The following is an 18,553-nucleotide window of genomic DNA, read 5'->3' as shown; positions in this document are numbered from 1 at the left end:
CATGCGGAGAAATCTATGAGCGACAGTGTGAATCATCATCGAACATTCGAGGTCCTGACGGCCGAGCCGGTGCGGTCTCGACGCAAGCCGCGTCATTGGTCGGACGAAGAGAAGGCACAGCTTGTCGCCGAGGCGCTCACGCCGGGGGCCAACGTGTCGGCGATTGCGCGGTCTCAGGGATTGGACCCGTCGCAGCTCTATGCCTGGCGTCGTAAGGCGCTCTCGTCGGGAATGGTCGCGCCATTAACGGAGGGAGCGCACGCACCAGTCAAGTTCACGCGCTTTGAGGCGGTGGCCGGTTCCATGGTGGAGATCGTCGTGGGCGATGTTGTGGTGCGCGTCGGCGGCGATGTCGATGCCGATCACCTGACCAAGATACTCCGGGTGGTCCGCACGGCATGATCGCTTCCGGTGTGGTGGTTTACGTGTCGTGCCAGCCGGTCGACTTCCGGTAAGCGCGCATTTCGCTGCGCGTTATAAGTGGGCTTGAGCCGGCGGTCAGGCAGGCTGCCTTTTGAAGTTGAATGGTAGCAGGTCATCGATGTCGGCGTTGTCGGGACGCTGCGGCAGTTCGGTTAGGACGTGGCGCAACCACGCGAATGGTTCGACGCCACAGGCGCGACAGGTCAACATCAGGCTATAGATGACGGCGCTGGCCTTGGCTCCATCGACGGTGTCGCTGAACAACCACGATTTTCGCCCAGTGGCAAAAATTCTAATGTCGCGCTCGAGTAAATTGTTATCAATCGGCATCCTACCGTCGTCGGTATAGCGGGTCAGATATTCCCATTGATTGCGCGTATAGGAGACGGCGTCGCCAAGCTTGGTGTCGGGCACGACCTTTGGAGCGATCGCGTCGAGCCACGCCTTGAGGGCGTTCAGGACTGGGACGCTGTGTTTCTGGCGAAAGCGCCGCATATAGTGATCTGGCGTTTCACCGTCATCCGGCCTCTCGTCCCGCACCTGCCTTTCAATTCGGTAGAGCTGGTCGAAGAACTTGATGGCTTGTGCCGGCGGCCCGCCGGGTTTCTTGCGCGCCTTGAGAGCATCGACAAACTTCCGCCTGGCATGGGCCATGCAGCCGACATGCGTGGCGCCTTTCAACGTGCGCCAGGCCTGATAACCGTCACTCATCAGGATGCCGCAGTAGTCGCCAAGGAAGGCCTGCGGATGCTCCTGCCCGCGGCCGGGCTGATAATCGAACAGCACGATCGGCTGTTTGCTGTCCTCGCCGCTGCGAAAGGCCCACATATACGACGTGCTGGTCGCTTCCTTGCCCGCTTCCTTCAGCACCTGGACTGTGGTCTCGTCACCATGAATGACGGTCTGCGATCGAAGCCGCAGCCTCAGCCTGTCATAGATACGAGACAGGTGCTTTTCGCTCGAACCGATCACCCAGTGGCCCAAAGCGCCGCGGCTGACAGGAACCCCAGCGCGCTCGAAGGCCTGCGCCAAACGATAGAGCGGCGTGCCGTCGACATATTTATGAACGAGCGCGAAGGCCAGCGTTGAGGCCGTGGCGATGCTACCCGGAAGCGGCTGCTTCGGCATCGGCGCGATGATAACAGGCGTGCTGATCCCGGTGCGGTCACAGTTACGGCACGCATATTTGGCTCGCGCATTCTGCAGAACCGTGGCCTTCACCTCGATGTGAAGCTGCTCGGTAACGAGCTCGCCCATGCGATGCATCGGGTGGCTGCAGCACGGACAGACCTTCTGGTCGTCGGCAAGGTCATATTCGACGCGCTGGCGCGGCAGGTTCGCCGGCAATGGCCTGCGGCCGGGTTTCCTGCCCTCCGGCTTTTCGATCTCCGGCAATCCCGTGTCCGGTAGAGCGACGGCATCATCGGCGTCTTCGCTGTCCTCGTCCCCCTCAAGGGCAGCCTGCTCGGCTTCGTTGAAGATGCGATCCATGTGCTTTTCGCTGCGAGGAGCAAAACGATGCAACTGCGCCAGCGCCAGTTCTTCCTCAAGCTTGAAGACGCGCTGCGCGAGGATATCCTTCTCGGCCTTCAGCGCGGCGATTTCTGCAGCATTCGCCGCCAAAAGCGCCATCAATTCCGCAACATCAGGGGTGTCGGCTCGAGTCATCATAGTCTTGAATCTGAGCCGTTCCCTTACGTCAACGGCAAAGTTCAGCCGACAAATTCATATTGCCGCACCGGATGGCGCACCATCGCGTCGAGATCAATGCCGTCGAGCAACCAGTGCAGTTGTTCAGCGTCAAGCGCCACCACCGCCTCCTGCCGCCGCGGCCAGCGGAACTTGTCTTCCGACAGCGCCTTCAACACGAGCACAAAGCCAGACCGATCGAAGAACAGCAATTTCATCCGGGTTCTGCGACGATTGCAGAAGGCGAACACCGCGCGCTCGAACGGGTTGAGGCCCATAGACTGCTCCACCAGGATCGCAAGGCTGTTGATTCCCGCACGGAAGTCGATCGGCTCCCGGTGAAGATAGACGCGCAGATCATCAGCCAGCCGGAACATCGCAACGCCCCAGTGCTTCGATCATCGCCGACAGAGCCTCAGCATCCGCATCTTCAAGCTCAAGCCGCACACCGTTCGGTAGTGACGCCCTCAACCGCAGCCGTGGCGATGTCGGCCGAGCCGACGGAGCCGGCGGTCGCGCAATCGGCGCGGCCGCAACCACCGGAACGAAGGCCGGCGGCGCGCTGTTCGGCAGAACCGTCAATTCCTTCTCGCTCGCTTGCCGGCGTCGCCGTAGCGCCACCCAATTGCGCAACTGATTGGCGTTGACCCCGTGCGAAAGCGCAAGCCCTGCAATCGATACTCCCGGCTCAAGGGCCGCATCGACCAAGCGCTCCTTCTCAACCGGATCAAATCGTCGCTTACCGTTGCCAAGAACCCGAACCACTCGAAGCGGCCCTGATCTTCCCGCGCCATCCAATGTCATGTGTCCATAGTCTCCGTTGTGGACACAGAATCCCTCACTGCCACGTCTATGAACAGGTGCGGCGAATTCCGCGCTTACGACTTCCGCAAGGGGGCCGCGTCTTTGATGGCGCTGGTCCGAGACGGCGGTCTCGACCCATTCAATGGCTCGCTTTACGTGTTCCGGTCGAAGCGGTCGGACCGTGTTCGCATTGTCTGGTGGGACGGCTCAGGCGTCTGCCTCTATTCGAAAACCCTGGAGGAGCAAGGCTTTTGCTGGCCGGGTATCTCGGCGGCGCGGATGCGTCTCGACCATTCGCAACTGATGGCGCTTCTGGCGGGGCTCGATTGGAAAAAGATCCGGCCGGCCAAGATCAGGCGGCCGTTGTCGACGGGCTGAAACCGGCCTGCGGCAAGATGAATCATGTGGCTGTAATGATTGGGAAAGCGGCTGTTCTTGTGCTCTATTGCCTCCATGGATTTGCCCGTTTCCGATCTGCCAGACGACGTCGATGCGCTGAAAGCGATGATCCTTGCGATGGCGCGCGAGCAGGCTGCGAACGAGACCCGGCTTGCGGCCGCGGCGGCAGAGGTCAAGCGGCTGAAGGCCGTCGAAGTGAGCGCCAACGAGCGGATCGCCAACCTCACGGCGATCCTGAAAGTTTTGCAGCGCACGCAACATGGCAAGCGATCCGAGCGGCTGCGCCTGGCCGTCAATGACGAACAGGTTTCCTTTGCGTTCGAGGAGGTCGAGACCGGCCTTGCAGCAATCCAGAGCGAACTCGACCGCGCGGCCGGGGACAAGCCGAAGCGTGCGCCGCGTCCGCGCAAGGGCTTTGCCGCTCATCTCGAACGCATCGAGGAGGTTATCGAGCCGGAAATCCCGGCCGACTGCGCGGGGCTGGAAAAGGTTCTGATCGGCGAGGATCGCTCCGAGCGGCTGGACGTCGTGCCGCCGAAGTTCCGGGTGATCGTGACGCGCCGCCCCAAATACGCTTTCCGGGGCCGCGATGGTGTGGCCCAGGCCCTGGCACCGGCACATCTTATCGAAAGCGGCCTGCCGACGGAGCGGCTGCTCGCCTATATCGCCGTGTCGAAATACGCCGATGGCCTTCCGCTTTACCGGCAGGAGGCGATCTATCTGCGCGATGGCGTCGAGGTCAGCCGGTCGTTGATGGCGCAGTGGATGGGGCATCTGGGCTTCGAATTGCAGATGGTCGCCGATTATATCCTCGAGCGGGTCAAGGAGGGCGAAAGGGTCTTCGCCGACGAGACGACCTTGCCCACGCTTGCCCCCGGTTCCGGGAAAACCACCAAGGCCTGGCTGTGGGCCTACGCACGCGATGATCGACCCTACGGCGGAACCAGCCCGCCGATGGTTGCCTATCGCTTTGAGGACAGCCGGGGCGGCGATTGCGTGGCGCGTCATCTCGCCGGATTCAGCGGCATCCTGCAGGTTGACGGCTACTCGGCCTACACCAGCCTGGCCAAGACGCGGGCCAAAACCGGCAGCAATGAACCCATCCAGCTCGCAGGGTGCTGGGCACATCTGCGGCGCAAGTTTTACGATCTGCACATCAGCGGGGTCTCTCAGGCCGCAACGGAATCGATCGTCGCCATGACCGAGTTGTGGAAGCTCGAGGACAAAGTCCGCGGCCAGAATACCGAGAGCCGCGCGGCGCGACGCCAAGAAGAATCCGCGACCATCGTCGCCAGCCTCTTCGAGCTTTGGGAAAAGGAGCTTGGCAAGGTCTCGGGAAAATCCAAAACCGCCGAGGCGATCCGCTATGCGTTCACCCGGCGAGAGGCACTGGAATGCTTTCTCACGGACGGTCGCATCGAGATCGACTCCAACATCGTCGAACGGGCGATCAGACCCCAAACGATTACGAGAAAGAACAGTCTATTCGCCGGCAGCGAGGGCGGTGGACGAACCTGGGCGACGGTGGCCACCTTATTGCAAACGGCCAAAATGAACAGCGTCGATCCGCTCGACTGGCTCTCGCAGACCTTGACCCGCATTGCTCAAGGCTGGCCAGCATCCGAAATCGAAGCGCTCATGCCCTGGAACTTCAAGCCCGACGTTATCGGCTGACCGCTTACGATCGATTTGGTCCGCTTGAGAAAAACCGATCGAGCATGGGTGGTGTTGCAAGGCGTTAGGTTGGCCGCTACGATGCAGGAACAGATGCCTTCGTCCTGCCCAACTCATCCTGAATGATTGCTAGCTTGGCGAACACGTCCTGGATTTGCTTAAGCGCCGTTTTCATGGCCTCCGTTTCAAATACAAAATCGCGTTCGCTCAATTTCGAAGGGTTGCCGGCATAGCCCCGAGGGAATGCAATAACATTGCTCATTAGAACTCCTCCCATTGCTGCGTGGCGGACGCGGTTCTGCCGCCAAACGCCGCTGAGATTTTCTGAATCATATTTGAAGGCACTGATGGCCTTGGCAGGGACGTCGGAATGGTCGAGCGGATCAAGGCGACCTCGGCTCCGTCGAAACGGAATTTGGCAAGCTGCGCCGAAAGTGCCGTTGCTGCTGATGCCAGATTTTGCCCGGCCGCCGACGTCTCCTCGACCATGGCGGCGTTTTGCTGTGTCGACTGATCCATCGCATTGACAGCGATGTTGATTTCCCGCAGCGCTGTAGATTGTTCTTTTGCCGATTCCACGATCGAATCGACGTGGCGATTGATCTCCTGCACCTCCAGAACGATCTCCGTTAATGCCTCTCCCGTTTCGTCGACTAGCGCTACACCGGAGCGCACCTGCTCGGCAGAGGTATTTATCAACTGTTTGATTTCCTTGGCGGCTGTTGCGGAACGCTGGGCCAATTCCCGCACCTCCTGGGCTACAACAGCAAAACCCTTGCCGGCTTCGCCTGCACGAGCCGCTTCGACGCCGGCATTGAGCGCCAACAGATTCGTCTGGAAGGCGATTTCATCGATGACACTGATGATGCTGTTGATCTCACTCGAAGACTTCTCGATCTGTCCCATCGCATAGACGGCGCGCTTAACCACGTCGCCGGATCGCTCGGCATTCTCCCGCGTCTTGGCAACAACGGTGCGGGCTTCCTCGGCACGCGCAGTTGAGTTGTTGACGGTTGCCGTGATCTCGTCGAGCGCGGCTGCGGTTTCTTCGAGCGAGGCCGCCTGCTGCTCGGTACGGCGAGCCAGATCGTTGGCTGCCGTGCTGATTTCGGCGGCCCCGGCGTCAATCGAAAACGCATTGCCGCCGATGGCCTTCAGTGTCGATTGCAGCTTGTCGGCGGAATTGTTGAAATTCACACGTAGCGCGTCCAAGGCCGGGCCGAATGACCGAGCAAGGCGGAAAGCGAGATTGCCATCAGCCATGGCTTCGAGCGCCTGACCAAGTTGTGCGACGGCATCGTTGGTTTCTGCCGCTGCGGCCTCGCGCTCCCTACCAGCGCGTTCGAGTTGTTCGCGTTCTGCAGCGGCACGTCTCCCTTCACTATCAGCCCGCCGTACTGCCTGTTCGTTGAGCGAATCGCGGACGGCGCCGACAGCGCGCGCAAGATCGCCAATTTCGTCGCGGCGCGTATCGAGGCTCCCATCAACTTCGCTGCCTTCTCCGCCTACCATATGGTGAAGAGCAGACTGCAGTTTGGCGATGGGCCTCGTGATCGAACGGCTGGCCAGAAAGGCTGCGGCGATCGCCAAGATGATGGCAGCCGCCAGCGAGCCGAACGCCAATGTCTGGAAACCACTGGCGGATTGACGAACCTGCCCGCCGACCGTCTGGTTCAGAGCCTCCTGGTAGTCGATGAACTTGTTGATCGCCCCCAGCCAGGCGACGAACAGCGGCCTTGCCTGTTCAAGCAGGATTTTCTTCGCTTGTGCCGCCTCGCCTTTTGCCTGCAGATCGATGATCTGGGCGACGAGTGGATTGGTCTTCGCCTGAATATCGGCGATTTCGGCAAGGATCGCCCTTTCTTCAGCCGAAGCGCCTGCAGGAGAGAATACCATCTCCGCCATCTTCTTTTCGTTGACAGCGTAGGCATTGGCCAGTTTCGCAATGAGGTCTACGGCCGCCTGCCGATCTGTCATCGTTTCGACCAGCGTAACATCCCGGATCGCAATCGCCCGGTCATGGACGCTACCACGGTAGTTGATTGCGAAGCGCTGCTTGACACTATTGACGTCATTGATCTGGCCGAGATTGCTGTTGATAGCGTTGACCTGCGTGACCGAATATTGCGTCAGCCCCAACATCAACAGGAGCAGAAAGCCAAAGCCGATTCCCAATCGCGTTCCGATTCCGAAGGTTAAAAGAGTGCGTTTCATGTATATGCTCCCGGAGATGAGTTATGTGAGGAAATACGGCGCGAACGTTTGGGGGATGCTTAGGATGACGCCGGCCAGGGACATTTCACTTCGTCGTTTCATTGTTCTCACTCAAAATCTTGATGCTGAACTGATCCGACTTCCAAAGAACTTGTGTTCCATATTGCGGACAGTGATATTCGGCTTGCATCAAAGAGAGGATTGCGCGAGGACACCTCCGACCACTCGTCCGGGAAGGTTAACAAAGACTTGACTTCACCGAAGCGCTATCTCTTGACCCCGCAAAACGGACACGTTGGCGAAAAGCGGATATCAATCTATCCGATGGTTGGAATGTGGATGACTGAATGTGGCCGTCGTCAGCATCACTTTTGCAATAGAGAACAGATCAGTCGCCGCTACCTGATACATTGACTGGCAAGTTGTTCTTCTCAGAGCTTAGTGGCTGGCACGCTGATAGGTTCGTGTGCCGGACTGCGTGGGCGATAGAGTGCGGCGGGCTCCGCTCGCTTCGGTGGTATACGGAGTGAATTAGAATAGTTCCGTCTGTCCGAAATTAGTTTCTGGCATCCGATTGGCGAAGCAAAGTTGAGAACCGCAACACAGACCCGGCCCGGTTAATGGTCCATTAACTGAGCATTCCAAATTTGGGGTCAATCGAGAGGGTGATTGAACGCCAGGCCGGCATGACGACGGGTTTCGATGTGATTGAGGCACGTGCCCAATCGCCGTTTCAGCCCATTGCCTCTGAGGTCGCGAATGTCGAGCCACTCTTCCTGTTCGGTCACGCGCTATCCGCTTCCAGGGCGAAGTATTCGAGTTCCGAGCGATGCAAAGTTCCAGCTCGTGTCGCTCCGATCGCCCGAGCGCGCATTTCAATTAGCAGCGCTGATCCTCTGACGCTGCGCGATCCCCATACACCACATCCATCTTATCGAGCGTTGGCTCCCAAGGAGAGCTTGGACCATGAAAACCTTTCATCATCTAATTTTGCGGTGGAGCGCCGATCGCCATGGCGGCATAGCAATCATGGCGGCGATATGTCTGCCCATTATCATTGGTTTTGCTGCACTGTCCGTTGAATATGGTTACGGATTGCTGGTGCGCGACGAAAACCAGCGCGCCGCTGATCTGGCATCTTACGCGGGAGCGCTCGCCTACAGCGACACGAATTCGCAGGACCGAATGAAATCCGCTGCGCTTCATGTCGCGAAGCTCAACGGGGTGGACCCCACGAATGTCGCTGTCTCACTCACCTCTTCGCCAAAGGACGCTCGGCTTCAGGCTGTGCATGTGGAAGTCAAGACGACGAACACTTTATTTCTGGCGCCGGTCCTTGGCGTGAAACCTCAGCTTGACGTGGCGGCGGCGGCCTATTCGTCGTTTGGTGTCGCCGAAAGTGCCTGCATCATCGCACTCGACAAATCGGGTTCGGGCGTGAAGCTTTCAGGCGGTGTTCAGGTCGGTGCGCCAAATTGCTATGTGGCTTCCAACTCCGACTTGATCGCTCCTTGTGGGACCAAGATCACAGCCGAGAGCGCCACTTACTTTGATGGTTCTTCGCAGCCCTGTCCGTGGACCGCGAACATTGTGAAAGGTGACGGCAGCGAAGCTCCCGTCAACAAGCAGTACACTTCCGATCCTTTGGAAAACCACGCAGGTGTGGCGGAACTCAATGCTCGCCTCGACATAATTAGGAAGGCGTCCTGGCCGGCCGAAGCTTCGGTCACCAAAGGCAAGGACATCGAATTCGGTGGCAACACCTCACCCCCGGACACTGCCGCCGCCCTAAAGTCGATTGGATGCAGCTACGACCCGGCCAACTACAATCAGTACTGGATGGACAAGTGGGATGTGAGCTGCACGGGTTCAAAGATCAGCATCGGTTCTCTGCTGGTCCACGGCAACGTGCAGGTGAAGTTCAACATCTCTGGAAGCAAATCGACGGTCTATAACTTCTCGGGCAGGATTCAGAACGACTTCGGCACGAAGCTGGAATTCGGCGACGGCACTTTCAACGTTAAGGACGGGGTCTACGGTGCGAACCTGACGTTCGGAGCTGGTTCGTTCCATTTTGGCATGGGAGGCGAGAAATGCGGCGATGCGCGCTATAGCCTCTGTGCGTCGGGCAAGGTTACCATTGATGGACCAAGCACCTTCGTGTTCGACGCAGGTTTCTACACGGGTGCCGGCGCTACACTCAAACTCGGGGCCGGTACGTCCAACAGCTACACCATCGGGAAATCCAGCGGCGATAACGCCATCGGGCTTGACGGCGGCTCCATTACGTTCATGGCCGACGCCAGCACCGGCAAGGGCGTCTTCCGCTTGAACGGCGATATGAACGGCGGTGGTGGCGGTAGCTGCATCACCATCCCCGCAAGCGCCGAGCATGACATATCCGGAAACGTCAATCTGGCAGGTGGCGCCCGACTTGGCGCTGGTACCTATACCGTTGACGGGTATTTCTCGGCCAATACCGGCGGCTCCGCATGCAGCGACAACGTCGCGGTCTCCGGCAAGGACGTCACCATCGTCCTGTCAGGTATCGAAACACCTTCCGATTGGGAATGTGGCGGAAAGTCATTCTGCCTGACTGGCGGTAACGCCATCACGCTCAACGCCCCGAAATCCGGCCCCTATGCGGAATTGGCGGTTATCGGTCCGCAGTCTTCCAAGAACACGACAGGCGCTGAGATCACCTCTGGCGGCAGGGCGAAAATCTCGGGCGCGTTCTATTTTCCACACGGCATGATCGATTTTGGAGGGGGCGGCCAGCTTGGAGATGCAGGCAACGGCTGCCTGCAATTGATCGGCACAAGCATTTCGTTGTCCGGCGGTTCCCAGGCGATGTCCGAATGTACGCAACTGAGTGGAACCGGCAAGGTGGCCTTGGTCCAATGAGGAAGTCCCTGAGAATAATGATCCTGCGAGGACGCGCCGGCATCGGCCATGCTATCAATGTTTTGAGGGATACAACGGGCAATGCCGCAATCGAATTTGCCTTGGTGGTTCCCATTTTCGCTCTCGTGTTCGTGGCAAGCGTCGATCTGGGAATGCTGGTGTTCTCGCGATTTCAGCTGGAGGGGGCCGTCTCGGCGAGCGCCAGCTATGCCATCGCGCATTCAGACCAGGTCGATGGCAGCAATGGCAGCGAGCTAGCCAAGAATCTGGCCCTTATGATCGCCAGCAATTATCGCGGCGATGCTACCGCGGTCATTCAGATCAACAATGGTCCGCAGGCCAGCTACGACGGAACGAAGATCAAGATCGGCGGCGTGCCCGCTCAGGCTAATGCCTGCTATTGTCCAAAGGGGAATGCGGCATCTCTTGAGTGGGGCGCGCAATTCACATGCAACTCGTCTTGTCCTGACGGCGGACGTGCCGGGCGATATGTTGCCGTGACAGCCACGCAGGCATACACGCCGTTCTTCAAGATGTTCGATGTTGTTCAGGACGGCTTCATTGCTGCCAACGCAATGGTGCAGACGAAATGAGGCATTCCATTAGCAGGTACGTTCGTGACCGTTCCGGCGCCAGCGCCGTTGAGTTCGCGTTGGTCGCGCCGGTCTTTTTCTTGTTGCTGTTCGGTATGATTGAATTCGCTCGATTGTTCTGGACGACCCACGCTCTTCACGAGACAGCAATCGCTACGGCCCGCTGCATGGGCATCCCACAGCTAGAGTGCGAAGACGGGGGAACCTACAGCTCGGAAAACGCTAGCGCTTTTGCGAAGGCCAAAGCGGCGGGGTGGCTGATCCAAATTGACCCGACCGCGATCACACTCGATCGGAATGCCAGTTGCAACGGCCTGGAGGGTCTTTCGAAGGCAAGGATCGAATATCAGTTCACAACCGTCGTGCCAAATCTCCTAATGTCCCTAGCGGGCGGCACTCAGCTGGAAGCCGAAGCATGTTACACCAACTACTGAATCTGTCGCCGAACGGTGCATCGGTACCACGATGCGCGTCTCAACGGTTTGATCTGCCGTGGATGAATGGCGGGCGTTCCTAGGATGCGCGCATTCAGAGGCGCATGTATCATTTACAACGGTGCCGCCACAAGGGGATTGTGCAATTCGCAACTTGTCCTCCGGGCGAGGACCATGGCAAAGAAGCCGGCTATCGCCAGCCCATTGTCCTCCCACAAACCGAATTTCGCCTGCTCAACATCTTTGACGCGACGCGGATACCTACGTCGAATATATTGGCTGGCGAGGCGGACCCGACGCCGATCTGATAGAGGCTGTTGATGATCGGCCGTTCCTTATCCCTTAAAGTCTTGGCCGATCGAAGCTCAAAAGATGGAAGTTCCGCAAACCGGGCCCGATAGTTGGCAGCAAACCGACCTTGGTGGGCAAAGCCCTATTTGCGTACGATGTTGCCGGTTGTGGCCGGTACGGCAAATGTGTGAGCGTGTTCCTAAGAACGGTCTGGTCGATTCCGATAACGAGGTGCGCCATAGCCCCGCCACGTCATACAATCGAGACGGCCGCTGGGGCGTGCACATATAAATGGACCACGCTCAATTCACCCCGAGATGCGGAAATCGTCGTGTCAACTCTTGCAGCCACCTATCTCACCTCCGCAATTTGGGTTCAAATTGGGCAAGGGCGACCGGAAAATCGGCATGGATTCAACATTCATACGAGGCGCAATAATCTCGCTGCGTTTTTGGCTAAGATGTTTTGGACGTTACCTGCTCCGACCCAATCGGAAAGCCAGCTCAGGCAGTCAGCGTAGGTGTGTCGGCCTTCAAATTGAGTCCAAGGCCAATCGCTTCCCCAAATGACCCTCTCTGTTCCGACGGTGTCGACCAGGATGGCCGCGCAATCTTTCCCTGCCTGACTGCCGAAACGGTAGGGAGCGGAAAACTTGAACCAAACATCTTTCCGTCGGGCGACGTCCAAGAGGGCGTCAAACCCACCGCTGCCATGTGTGACCGGAGTCCGGCCAAAATGATCGATGACGAGCTCACACGGTAAATCGGAAAGCCTGGATGCCATGTCGTTCCACTGGTTGCCCTCCGCCTGAATTTCCAGAAACAGATCAAGGTCCGCGAGAAGGCGCGCGAACTTGCGGTAGGTGGCCGACTCAAGGTCCGGTGCCAGGCGGCCGATCGCGTTAAGGCGAACGCCGACGATACCACCCTCTGCGAGATGTTGCATCGTTTCCCGATCGACAGAAGGATCGATGACAGCGACGCCACGAAACCGGTTGGGATAGCGAGCAAGAGCATCGAGGAGGTAGGTATTGTCAGTGCCGAGAAAGCTTGGTTGCACAATCAACGCCTTACCAAGGCCATGCTCCGTCAATGTTTCGATCAGTGCTTCCGGCGTGGCCTCATAGTCAGGTTGGTAGCGGCGGGATGGCGAGAGCGTCAGGTCACGAGTGAAGATGTGGACGTGGCAATCCACGGTGTCCGCCACGAACGGGCTGCTGATTTTCTCAAGTGTCATCATAGCCTCTTGCCATGTCTTATAGAGTTATATAAGACTATATGTATCGAAGTTGCGAAGGAGGCGCAAGTGCAGGTTTCATTTTCAAAAGACGGTGCGGCGAACTCGGCGCTGTCCGATCTGCCGGCGGTTCGTGTGGATCGGATCAACAAGTACTTCGGAGCGCATCATGCGTTGCGAGATGTGAGCCTCGACATTGCTCTCGGGGAGGTCGTGGTCATCATCGGACCTTCGGGTTCGGGGAAGTCTACGCTCTGCCGAACACTCAATCGGCTTGAATCGATCGACAGTGGCCAGATCCTCATTGAAGGTCGTCCACTGCCCCAAGAAGGCGAAGCGCTGGCCGCTATGAGGGCTGACGTCGGCATGGTGTTCCAGTCCTTCAACCTGTTCGCCCACAAAACTGTGCTCGAAAACGTGACGCTCGGTCCGATCCGAGTGAGGGGTGTGCCTCGTGCGCAGGCCGAACGGGATGCGATGGAATTTCTTGCCTCTGTCGGCGTGGAAGAGCAGGCCGCAAAGATGCCGGCGCAGCTTTCCGGCGGACAACAACAGCGCGCCGCAATCGCACGCGCATTGGCGATGCGTCCGAAGATCATCCTATTCGATGAGCCAACTTCGGCGCTGGATCCAGAAATGGTTAGCGGCGTGCTCGATATTATGCGCGATTTGGCTGAACGGGGCATGACGATGGTCGTGGTGACCCATGAGATGGGTTTTGCCCGATCAGCGGCCGACCGGGTCGTCTTCATGGATGCCGGTCAAATCGTCGAACAAGGATCGCCGGAGGACTTCTTCGCTGCGCCGAAGAGTGCTCGTGCACGAGATTTCCTATCGAAAGTACTGCAACACTGACGGAAACAACTATCCATCTGGGAGGATATGATGAAAGCTATTATCGCAACCGCCCTGGCGCTGAGCTGGGCTTTTTCTGCCGCTCAAGCACAGGCCGAAAAGTCGACCTTTGCGGTCAAGCCGGGTTCGAGCGTCGAAAAACTTATGCGAGCGGATCGCATCCGCATCGGCGTGAAGTTTGATCAGCCGCTTTTCGGCCTGCGCAATCTGTCAGGCAAGCCGGTGGGATTCGACGTCGAGATCGCGAAGCTCATCGCTGGGAAACTTGGGTTTACTGAAGACCGTATAGATTGGCTCGAGACGTCGTCGGCAAACCGCGAGCCCTTCCTCCAGCAAGGCAAGGTGGATTTCGTGATCGCCACCTATGCGATGAACGAAAAGCGCCGCAAGGTGATCGACTTTGCCGGCCCCTATATCGTCGGCGGCCAGGGACTTCTCGTCACGAAAGATAACCCCGCTTCTATCCAAGGTCCCGACACTCTGGCTGGACACAAGGCCTGTGTGATCAACGGCAGCGAAGGGCAAGCCGTGCTCACCTCAAAGTATCCCAAGGCCGAGGTTGTCCCCTTTGACGTCATCTCGAAATGTGTCGAGGCGCTCAAGAATGGATCGGTCGATGCGGTTGTCACCACCAACTTGATCGAGGCTGGCCTTGTCAGCCGCAACCCGGATACGCTGGCGTTGGCCGGTTCACCCTTCACAGTGGAACCTTGGGGTGTCGGGCTACCAAAGTCCGACTCCGAGATGTGTAAGTTCGTCTCACATGTGCTCACCGAAAGTGGTCGCGACGGCACTTACAAGGCAATTTACGACAAGATGCTCGCAGAAATCCTCGGGGGCGACGGCGCACTCCCTGAACTCGATCAGTGCCGGTGACGCGGCCTCGTCCGGCGAAGGGAGCTGAGAAACCACATGTATGCCATTCTTGATAATATCGACGTTTTTTTCGCCGGTTTCGTGACAACGCTCTGCCTGGCGGCGGTATCCGTCGCTGTGGCCTTGCCGGCGGGAACCGCCCTTGCGGCCATGCGGGTTTCATCGGCGCCGGGGTTGCGAATCGCTGCTGTCGTGTACGTCGAAATATTGCGCAACACGCCGATCACCGTCGTATTCTTCTTCTCAGCCTTCGTCCTGCCGCAGCTCGGCGTTCGGCTTCCCTATTTCGCTTTCGCCGTCTTGGCACTCATTGCCTATTATGCTGCGTTCTTTTGCGAGGCGGTTCGGTCAGGGATCAATGCGGTTCCCGTCGGCCAGGCGGAGGCGGCCCGCGCGATCGGCCTGACGTCAACTCGAATCCTTTCTGAAATTGTCCTGCCGCAGGCATTGCGCGCAGCAATTCCACCAATCATCAACGTGGTTATCGCACTCGTTAAAAGCACAGCGGTGGCTTCTGCCTTCGGTGTGGCCGAAGCGCTATCCACGATGGAACAACTGGCGAACCGCGAAAGCTCAGCCGTCATATCGGTTCTCGTTGGGACTGCCCTTCTCTATCTGGCAATTACCATCCCGCTCGGTCAAATTGCGGGACGGATCGAGCAGAAAGTGAGATTTGCAAAATGAACGACACTCTTTTCGATGTCGCCGGTCCGCGGGCCGCCAGGCGCGACCGTATTTTGACGCTTGCAACCTTGGCATTCGGGGTGGTGATCCTGATCTGGGCAGGAAGCACTCTTGCGCGCAATGGAAAACTCGACGCAACGCTCTGGACGACATTGGCGAACCCGGAACTTGTCGTCCTGCTGGCGTCAGGGCTCGCTGCGACCTTCAAAGTAGCCTTCGTCGCGCTCGTCCTTTCCGTCGCTGCAGGGACAATACTCGCATGGGGTCTTCTGTCCAAAACCGCTTGGCACCGCATCCTCCTCAAAGGCTGGATCGAAATCTTTCGCGGATTACCGCTGCTGCTCCTGATTTTCTTCATTTTTCTGGGAGGACCTGTGGTCGGGGTCGAAGTTTCGACGTTCTGGTCCCTTGTCCTCGGCATTGTGCTCTATAACAGCGCCGTCATCGCCGAGATTTTCCGCGCCGGAATCCAATCGCTACCGAAGGGGCAAGAAGAGGCGGCGCTAGCCATCGGTCTCGGCGAAGGCGAAACGTTTCGGATCATTCTCCTCCCACAGGCTGTGCGCCGGATGATGCCGGCATTGGTCAGCCAGATGGTCGTACTGATCAAGGAAACGTCCCTCGGCTTTGTGATCGGCTATACGGAATTCCTTCGGGATGCCCGCACCGCCGTCGAGTATCTTGGGGGCGAGTACTCGCTGCCTATCTACACACTCGTCGCCGTTGTCTATATCTCCATCAATTGCACGCTGTCGTTCATTGCACGGCTTATCGAGGCGAGAAGATAGGACTGACCCTATGGCTGCAGGAAGACGAGAACAATCGGTGCAAGCGGAATCAGGGCCAACCAGCCTTGATGGAGACGTACACTTGCCGCTCTATCGACGACTTAAGGTGACAATCGCGCGGAAGATCTCGAGCGGAGAGTACAAACCCGGCTTCGCTCTGCCAGCCGAATTGGAAGTTGCCCGCATATACAACGTTGCTCCGGGAACGGCGCGCAAGGCAATCGAGGAGCTCGTGAGTGAAGGGCTTCTCGATAGGAAGCACGGGGCCGGGACATTCGTCAAGCGTCCCGATTTCAACAATAGTATGTTGCGCTTTTTTCATTTCCGCGATGTCCGCGGGGGGGAACTGGCCCCTGAAAGCCAGATCGTGTCGCGAACGGTTGAGGCGGCATCGGATTCGCTGGCTGCCCACCTCGCGCTATCGCCGGGTGAAAAGGTAGTCCATTTGCGGCGTCTGAGGTTTTGGGACGGCAAGCCGCGACTCGTCGAGGATATTTATCTACCTTTCACTCTATTCAATCCCATAATCGATCTCACGGAGGAAGCTATTGGACCTCTCCTGTATCCCGCCTATGAGGCTCATTGCGGGCAACTCGTCAGCTTCATCAAAGAAGAAATCTCGATTACCGACGCGGATGTTGACGACGCGGCGGTACTTGGGCTTCCGCCTACCGACCTGCTGGTCATAATCGACCGCTTGGCCATGAACCCGTCGCACACACCGATCGAATGGCGCCGTTCACGGGGAGAAGCGCGCCGCTTCCACTATGTCGTCGATATTGCATAGTCCCTGGTTGCGAATAGGTTGACAATTGCGCAAGGGCGTTCTCGGGAAAGCAACGCCCTCGGCACCTTGTCAGCACCGAAGGATTTGTTAGGTGTTAGGTTCAGGCGCCACCACAGCTTGATGCTTGTCAATGAGGAAGCATTTTAATGAGTAAGACGAACGACAATAGGCCGGACGGGCTGGTCCAGCTTCAAGCGATGCTTGCCGCCGACCGTCGTGCACCCATCGGTGAGACTTTGAACTTCCACCTGATCGAGGTCGAGCGAGGAAGAGCTGTGTTCGAGGGCACATCCGACCGCAGCGTCTATAATCCGCTGGGCGCGGTGCATGGCGGCTATGCCGCCACCTTGCTCGACAGCGCCTGCGCCATCGCCGCGTATCCGACCTTGGTGCCGGGGCGCGGCCATACGACGCTGGAGCCGAAAATATCCTACCTGCGCGGGCTCGGCGCCGATAGCGGAACAGTGCGCGCCACTGGGCGGGTGGTCTCCTGTGGGCGGCGCGGCGCCTTTGCCGAGGCCGAACTGTACGACGGCGACGCGCGCCTGCGCGCGACGGCGACCTCGACGCTTCTGGTCTTCGACGTCGAGCCGCGCGCGCGAGTCGGTGGCTTCGACGCGAGGTGACCGATGAAGGCCTACGCCCTCGAACGCTACGGCGCGGCGCTGACACCCCACGACCTGCCCGAGCCGATCGCCGGTCCGGGCCAGGTGGTGGTCGACATCGCGGCGAGCAGTGTCAACCCGCTCGACGAGAAGCTGCGCACGGGCGCCTTCAAAGCGATCCTACGCTATGACATGCCGCTGATCCTTGGGCACGATCTTGCCGGCATCGTCGTTGCCATCGGCGAAGGCGTTCGGCGTTGGCAGGTTGGCGACCGGGTGTTCGCCTGCGTCGGCGGCGACCGCATCGGCACCTTTGCCGAGCGGATCGCGGTCGCCCAAGCGGACCTCGCCTCCATGCCGGCGAACCTGGATCCGCCCGCAGCCGCGGCGCTGCCGCTAGTGTCGCTCACTGCCTGGCAAGTGCTGGTCGAACGCGCGAAGGTGCGGGCGGGACAGCGAGTGCTCGTCCATGCCGGTTCGGGCGGCGTCGGCACGGTGGCCATCCAACTCGCCAAACATCTGGGGGCCCATGTCGCGACTACCGTCGGAACCGCCAACGTAGCGCTCGCCCGCGACCTCGGCGCGGACGAGGTAATCGACTACCGCCAGGAGTCGTTCGAAGAGCGGCTGAGTGGTTACGACATGGTGTTAGATACGCGCGGCGGCGATGTGACGATCAAGTCCCTCGGCGTACTCAAACCAGGTGGCATGCTAATCTCAATCGTCGGGCCGCCCGATCCCGCCTTCGCTCAAACGATTGGTGCCAACTGGATAGTCCGCCAGCTGATCAGACTCGGCAGCTTGTCCATCCGCCGTAAGGCGCGAGCGCGCGGCGTCGATTACGGCTTCCTGTTCATGCGCCCGGAGGGCGGCCAGCTGGCGGAAATCAGCAAGCTGATCGAAGCCGGCGCCCTGCGGCCGATCATTGACAGCGAATTCGCGTTCGAGGACACCCCCGCCGCGCTGGAGAGATCGGCGTCTCGCCGGGCGCGGGGAAAGGTGATCATCCGGCGAACCGTTGACGGGTGAGGTAGGGCACCGTTCTGGTTTCCAAGAGCGGGAAATGTCGGGTCTATTGCGGTCCGCGGAGATGACATTAAGCACACAGTAGGTTGACGGTCGTTGCGGTCAAGGGGCTGAGGCCAACTCAAAGAAAGCCTTCAAATGGCGAGCGTTGCGGCGATCAACATCGAGACAACCGCGAACGTTTCGACACGGGCATTGGTAACGTTGCACCCGCATAGCGAGCGCGAGGTTGATGTCGTGGGTTCTGTGCGGAATCAACACTTCGACGAAA

Annotated in this window: 20 protein-coding genes and 1 pseudogene; 13 read left to right on the top strand and 8 right to left on the bottom strand. The window is 58.8% G+C overall.

Translation table 11 applies throughout. The features are described 5' to 3' along the window. Positions 1 to 15 precede the first annotated feature (15 nt). Positions 16 to 402, top strand: coding sequence for a transposase (locus tag AC1Z3V_RS05805; RefSeq protein ID WP_483496668.1), 387 nt, complete (start codon positions 16 to 18; stop codon positions 400 to 402). A 96-nt stretch (positions 403 to 498) separates the two neighbouring features. Here AC1Z3V_RS05805 and tnpC (AC1Z3V_RS05800) read toward each other — a convergent pair whose 3' ends face one another. From tnpC (AC1Z3V_RS05800) to tnpA, 3 genes are read right to left on the bottom strand one after another with little or no spacing between them, the layout of a single operon-like run. After that, positions 499 to 2,091 (bottom strand): IS66 family transposase, encoded by a 1,593-nt coding sequence (gene tnpC, locus AC1Z3V_RS05800; protein ID WP_483496664.1) that lies wholly within the window; start codon positions 2,089 to 2,091, stop codon positions 499 to 501. 44 nt (positions 2,092 to 2,135) lie between these two features. Next, complete coding sequence (gene tnpB, locus AC1Z3V_RS05795; protein ID WP_483496665.1) at positions 2,136 to 2,489, bottom strand: IS66 family insertion sequence element accessory protein TnpB; 354 nt, start codon at positions 2,487 to 2,489, stop codon at positions 2,136 to 2,138. Continuing rightward, positions 2,473 to 2,820 carry an IS66-like element accessory protein TnpA gene (gene tnpA / locus AC1Z3V_RS05790; RefSeq protein ID WP_483496666.1) on the bottom strand — a complete coding sequence of 116 codons (348 nt, stop codon included), beginning with the start codon at positions 2,818 to 2,820 and terminating at the stop codon, positions 2,473 to 2,475. The genes tnpB (AC1Z3V_RS05795) and tnpA overlap by 17 nt, the downstream gene beginning before the upstream one ends. A 144-nt stretch (positions 2,821 to 2,964) precedes the next feature. Between tnpA and tnpB (AC1Z3V_RS05785) the strand changes: the two genes are divergently transcribed. Further along, complete coding sequence (tnpB, locus tag AC1Z3V_RS05785) at positions 2,965 to 3,294, top strand: IS66 family insertion sequence element accessory protein TnpB (RefSeq protein ID WP_483497755.1); 330 nt, start codon at positions 2,965 to 2,967, stop codon at positions 3,292 to 3,294. A gap of 75 nt (positions 3,295 to 3,369) precedes the next feature. Then, a complete protein-coding gene (gene tnpC, locus AC1Z3V_RS05780) occupies positions 3,370 to 4,989 on the top strand; it encodes an IS66 family transposase (RefSeq protein ID WP_483499495.1) in 1,620 nt (539 codons plus the stop codon). Between the two features lie 76 nt (positions 4,990 to 5,065). On the opposite strand, the gene AC1Z3V_RS05775 is transcribed toward tnpC (AC1Z3V_RS05780), so the two are convergent. The 3 genes from AC1Z3V_RS05775 to AC1Z3V_RS05765 all read right to left on the bottom strand — a co-directional run bounded on the left by AC1Z3V_RS05775 (position 5,066) and on the right by AC1Z3V_RS05765 (position 7,991). Continuing rightward, positions 5,066 to 5,251 (bottom strand): hypothetical protein, encoded by a 186-nt coding sequence (locus AC1Z3V_RS05775; protein ID WP_483497753.1) that lies wholly within the window; start codon positions 5,249 to 5,251, stop codon positions 5,066 to 5,068. Further along, positions 5,251 to 7,203, bottom strand: a complete 1,953-nt coding sequence (locus AC1Z3V_RS05770) for a methyl-accepting chemotaxis protein (protein ID WP_483497751.1) — start codon at positions 7,201 to 7,203, stop codon at positions 5,251 to 5,253. Before AC1Z3V_RS05770 ends, AC1Z3V_RS05775 begins: the two co-directional genes overlap by 1 nt. A gap of 653 nt (positions 7,204 to 7,856) precedes the next feature. Next, complete coding sequence (locus AC1Z3V_RS05765) at positions 7,857 to 7,991, bottom strand: hypothetical protein (RefSeq protein WP_483497749.1); 135 nt, start codon at positions 7,989 to 7,991, stop codon at positions 7,857 to 7,859. A gap of 178 nt (positions 7,992 to 8,169) precedes the next feature. Here AC1Z3V_RS05765 and AC1Z3V_RS05760 point away from each other — a divergent pair, with 178 nt between their 5' ends. From AC1Z3V_RS05760 to AC1Z3V_RS05750, 3 genes are read left to right on the top strand one after another with little or no spacing between them, the layout of a single operon-like run. Continuing rightward, positions 8,170 to 10,107, top strand: coding sequence for a pilus assembly protein TadG-related protein (locus AC1Z3V_RS05760; RefSeq protein ID WP_483497747.1), 1,938 nt, complete (start codon positions 8,170 to 8,172; stop codon positions 10,105 to 10,107). A 17-nt stretch (positions 10,108 to 10,124) separates the two neighbouring features. Then, positions 10,125 to 10,700 carry a TadE/TadG family type IV pilus assembly protein gene (locus tag AC1Z3V_RS05755; protein ID WP_483497746.1) on the top strand — a complete coding sequence of 192 codons (576 nt, stop codon included), beginning with the start codon at positions 10,125 to 10,127 and terminating at the stop codon, positions 10,698 to 10,700. Next, positions 10,697 to 11,134, top strand: a complete 438-nt coding sequence (locus AC1Z3V_RS05750) for a TadE/TadG family type IV pilus assembly protein (RefSeq protein WP_483497745.1) — start codon at positions 10,697 to 10,699, stop codon at positions 11,132 to 11,134. The genes AC1Z3V_RS05755 and AC1Z3V_RS05750 overlap by 4 nt, the downstream gene beginning before the upstream one ends. A 167-nt stretch (positions 11,135 to 11,301) precedes the next feature. Here the strand turns inward: AC1Z3V_RS05750 and AC1Z3V_RS05745 are convergent. Further along, positions 11,302 to 11,453: pseudogene (locus AC1Z3V_RS05745) on the bottom strand (P-type conjugative transfer protein TrbL); the annotation flags it as partial. A gap of 392 nt (positions 11,454 to 11,845) precedes the next feature. Further along, the gene (locus tag AC1Z3V_RS05740) at positions 11,846 to 12,661 is read right to left on the bottom strand and encodes an amidohydrolase family protein (RefSeq protein WP_483497744.1); all 816 of its coding nucleotides are present in this window, start codon (positions 12,659 to 12,661) and stop codon (positions 11,846 to 11,848) included. A gap of 69 nt (positions 12,662 to 12,730) precedes the next feature. Between AC1Z3V_RS05740 and AC1Z3V_RS05735 the strand changes: the two genes are divergently transcribed. The 7 genes from AC1Z3V_RS05735 to AC1Z3V_RS05705 all read left to right on the top strand — a co-directional run bounded on the left by AC1Z3V_RS05735 (position 12,731) and on the right by AC1Z3V_RS05705 (position 18,285). Next, positions 12,731 to 13,516, top strand: a complete 786-nt coding sequence (locus tag AC1Z3V_RS05735) for an amino acid ABC transporter ATP-binding protein (RefSeq protein WP_483497742.1) — start codon at positions 12,731 to 12,733, stop codon at positions 13,514 to 13,516. Positions 13,517 to 13,546: 30 nt separating this feature from the next. Then, positions 13,547 to 14,392 carry a glutamate ABC transporter substrate-binding protein gene (locus tag AC1Z3V_RS05730; protein WP_483497741.1) on the top strand — a complete coding sequence of 282 codons (846 nt, stop codon included), beginning with the start codon at positions 13,547 to 13,549 and terminating at the stop codon, positions 14,390 to 14,392. A gap of 36 nt (positions 14,393 to 14,428) precedes the next feature. Beyond that, entirely contained in the window at positions 14,429 to 15,076 is a 648-nt protein-coding gene (locus AC1Z3V_RS05725) for an amino acid ABC transporter permease (protein ID WP_483497739.1), read from the top strand. Continuing rightward, entirely contained in the window at positions 15,073 to 15,864 is a 792-nt protein-coding gene (locus AC1Z3V_RS05720; RefSeq protein WP_483497737.1) for an amino acid ABC transporter permease, read from the top strand. Before AC1Z3V_RS05725 ends, AC1Z3V_RS05720 begins: the two co-directional genes overlap by 4 nt. Positions 15,865 to 15,874: 10 nt before the next feature. Continuing rightward, entirely contained in the window at positions 15,875 to 16,651 is a 777-nt protein-coding gene (locus AC1Z3V_RS05715; RefSeq protein WP_483497736.1) for a GntR family transcriptional regulator, read from the top strand. A 146-nt stretch (positions 16,652 to 16,797) separates the two neighbouring features. After that, on the top strand, positions 16,798 to 17,277 hold the full coding sequence (locus AC1Z3V_RS05710; protein WP_483497735.1) for a PaaI family thioesterase: 480 nt from the start codon (positions 16,798 to 16,800) through the stop codon (positions 17,275 to 17,277). A gap of 3 nt (positions 17,278 to 17,280) precedes the next feature. Continuing rightward, positions 17,281 to 18,285, top strand: coding sequence for an NADP-dependent oxidoreductase (locus AC1Z3V_RS05705; RefSeq protein ID WP_483497734.1), 1,005 nt, complete (start codon positions 17,281 to 17,283; stop codon positions 18,283 to 18,285). The last annotated feature ends 268 nt before the right edge of the window (positions 18,286 to 18,553 follow it).

It is taken from the genome of Ensifer sp. 38_S197 (assembly GCF_056924495.1).
Note: the sequence above shows the minus strand (reverse complement) of the source record. Positions and strands in the feature narration are given on the sequence as shown.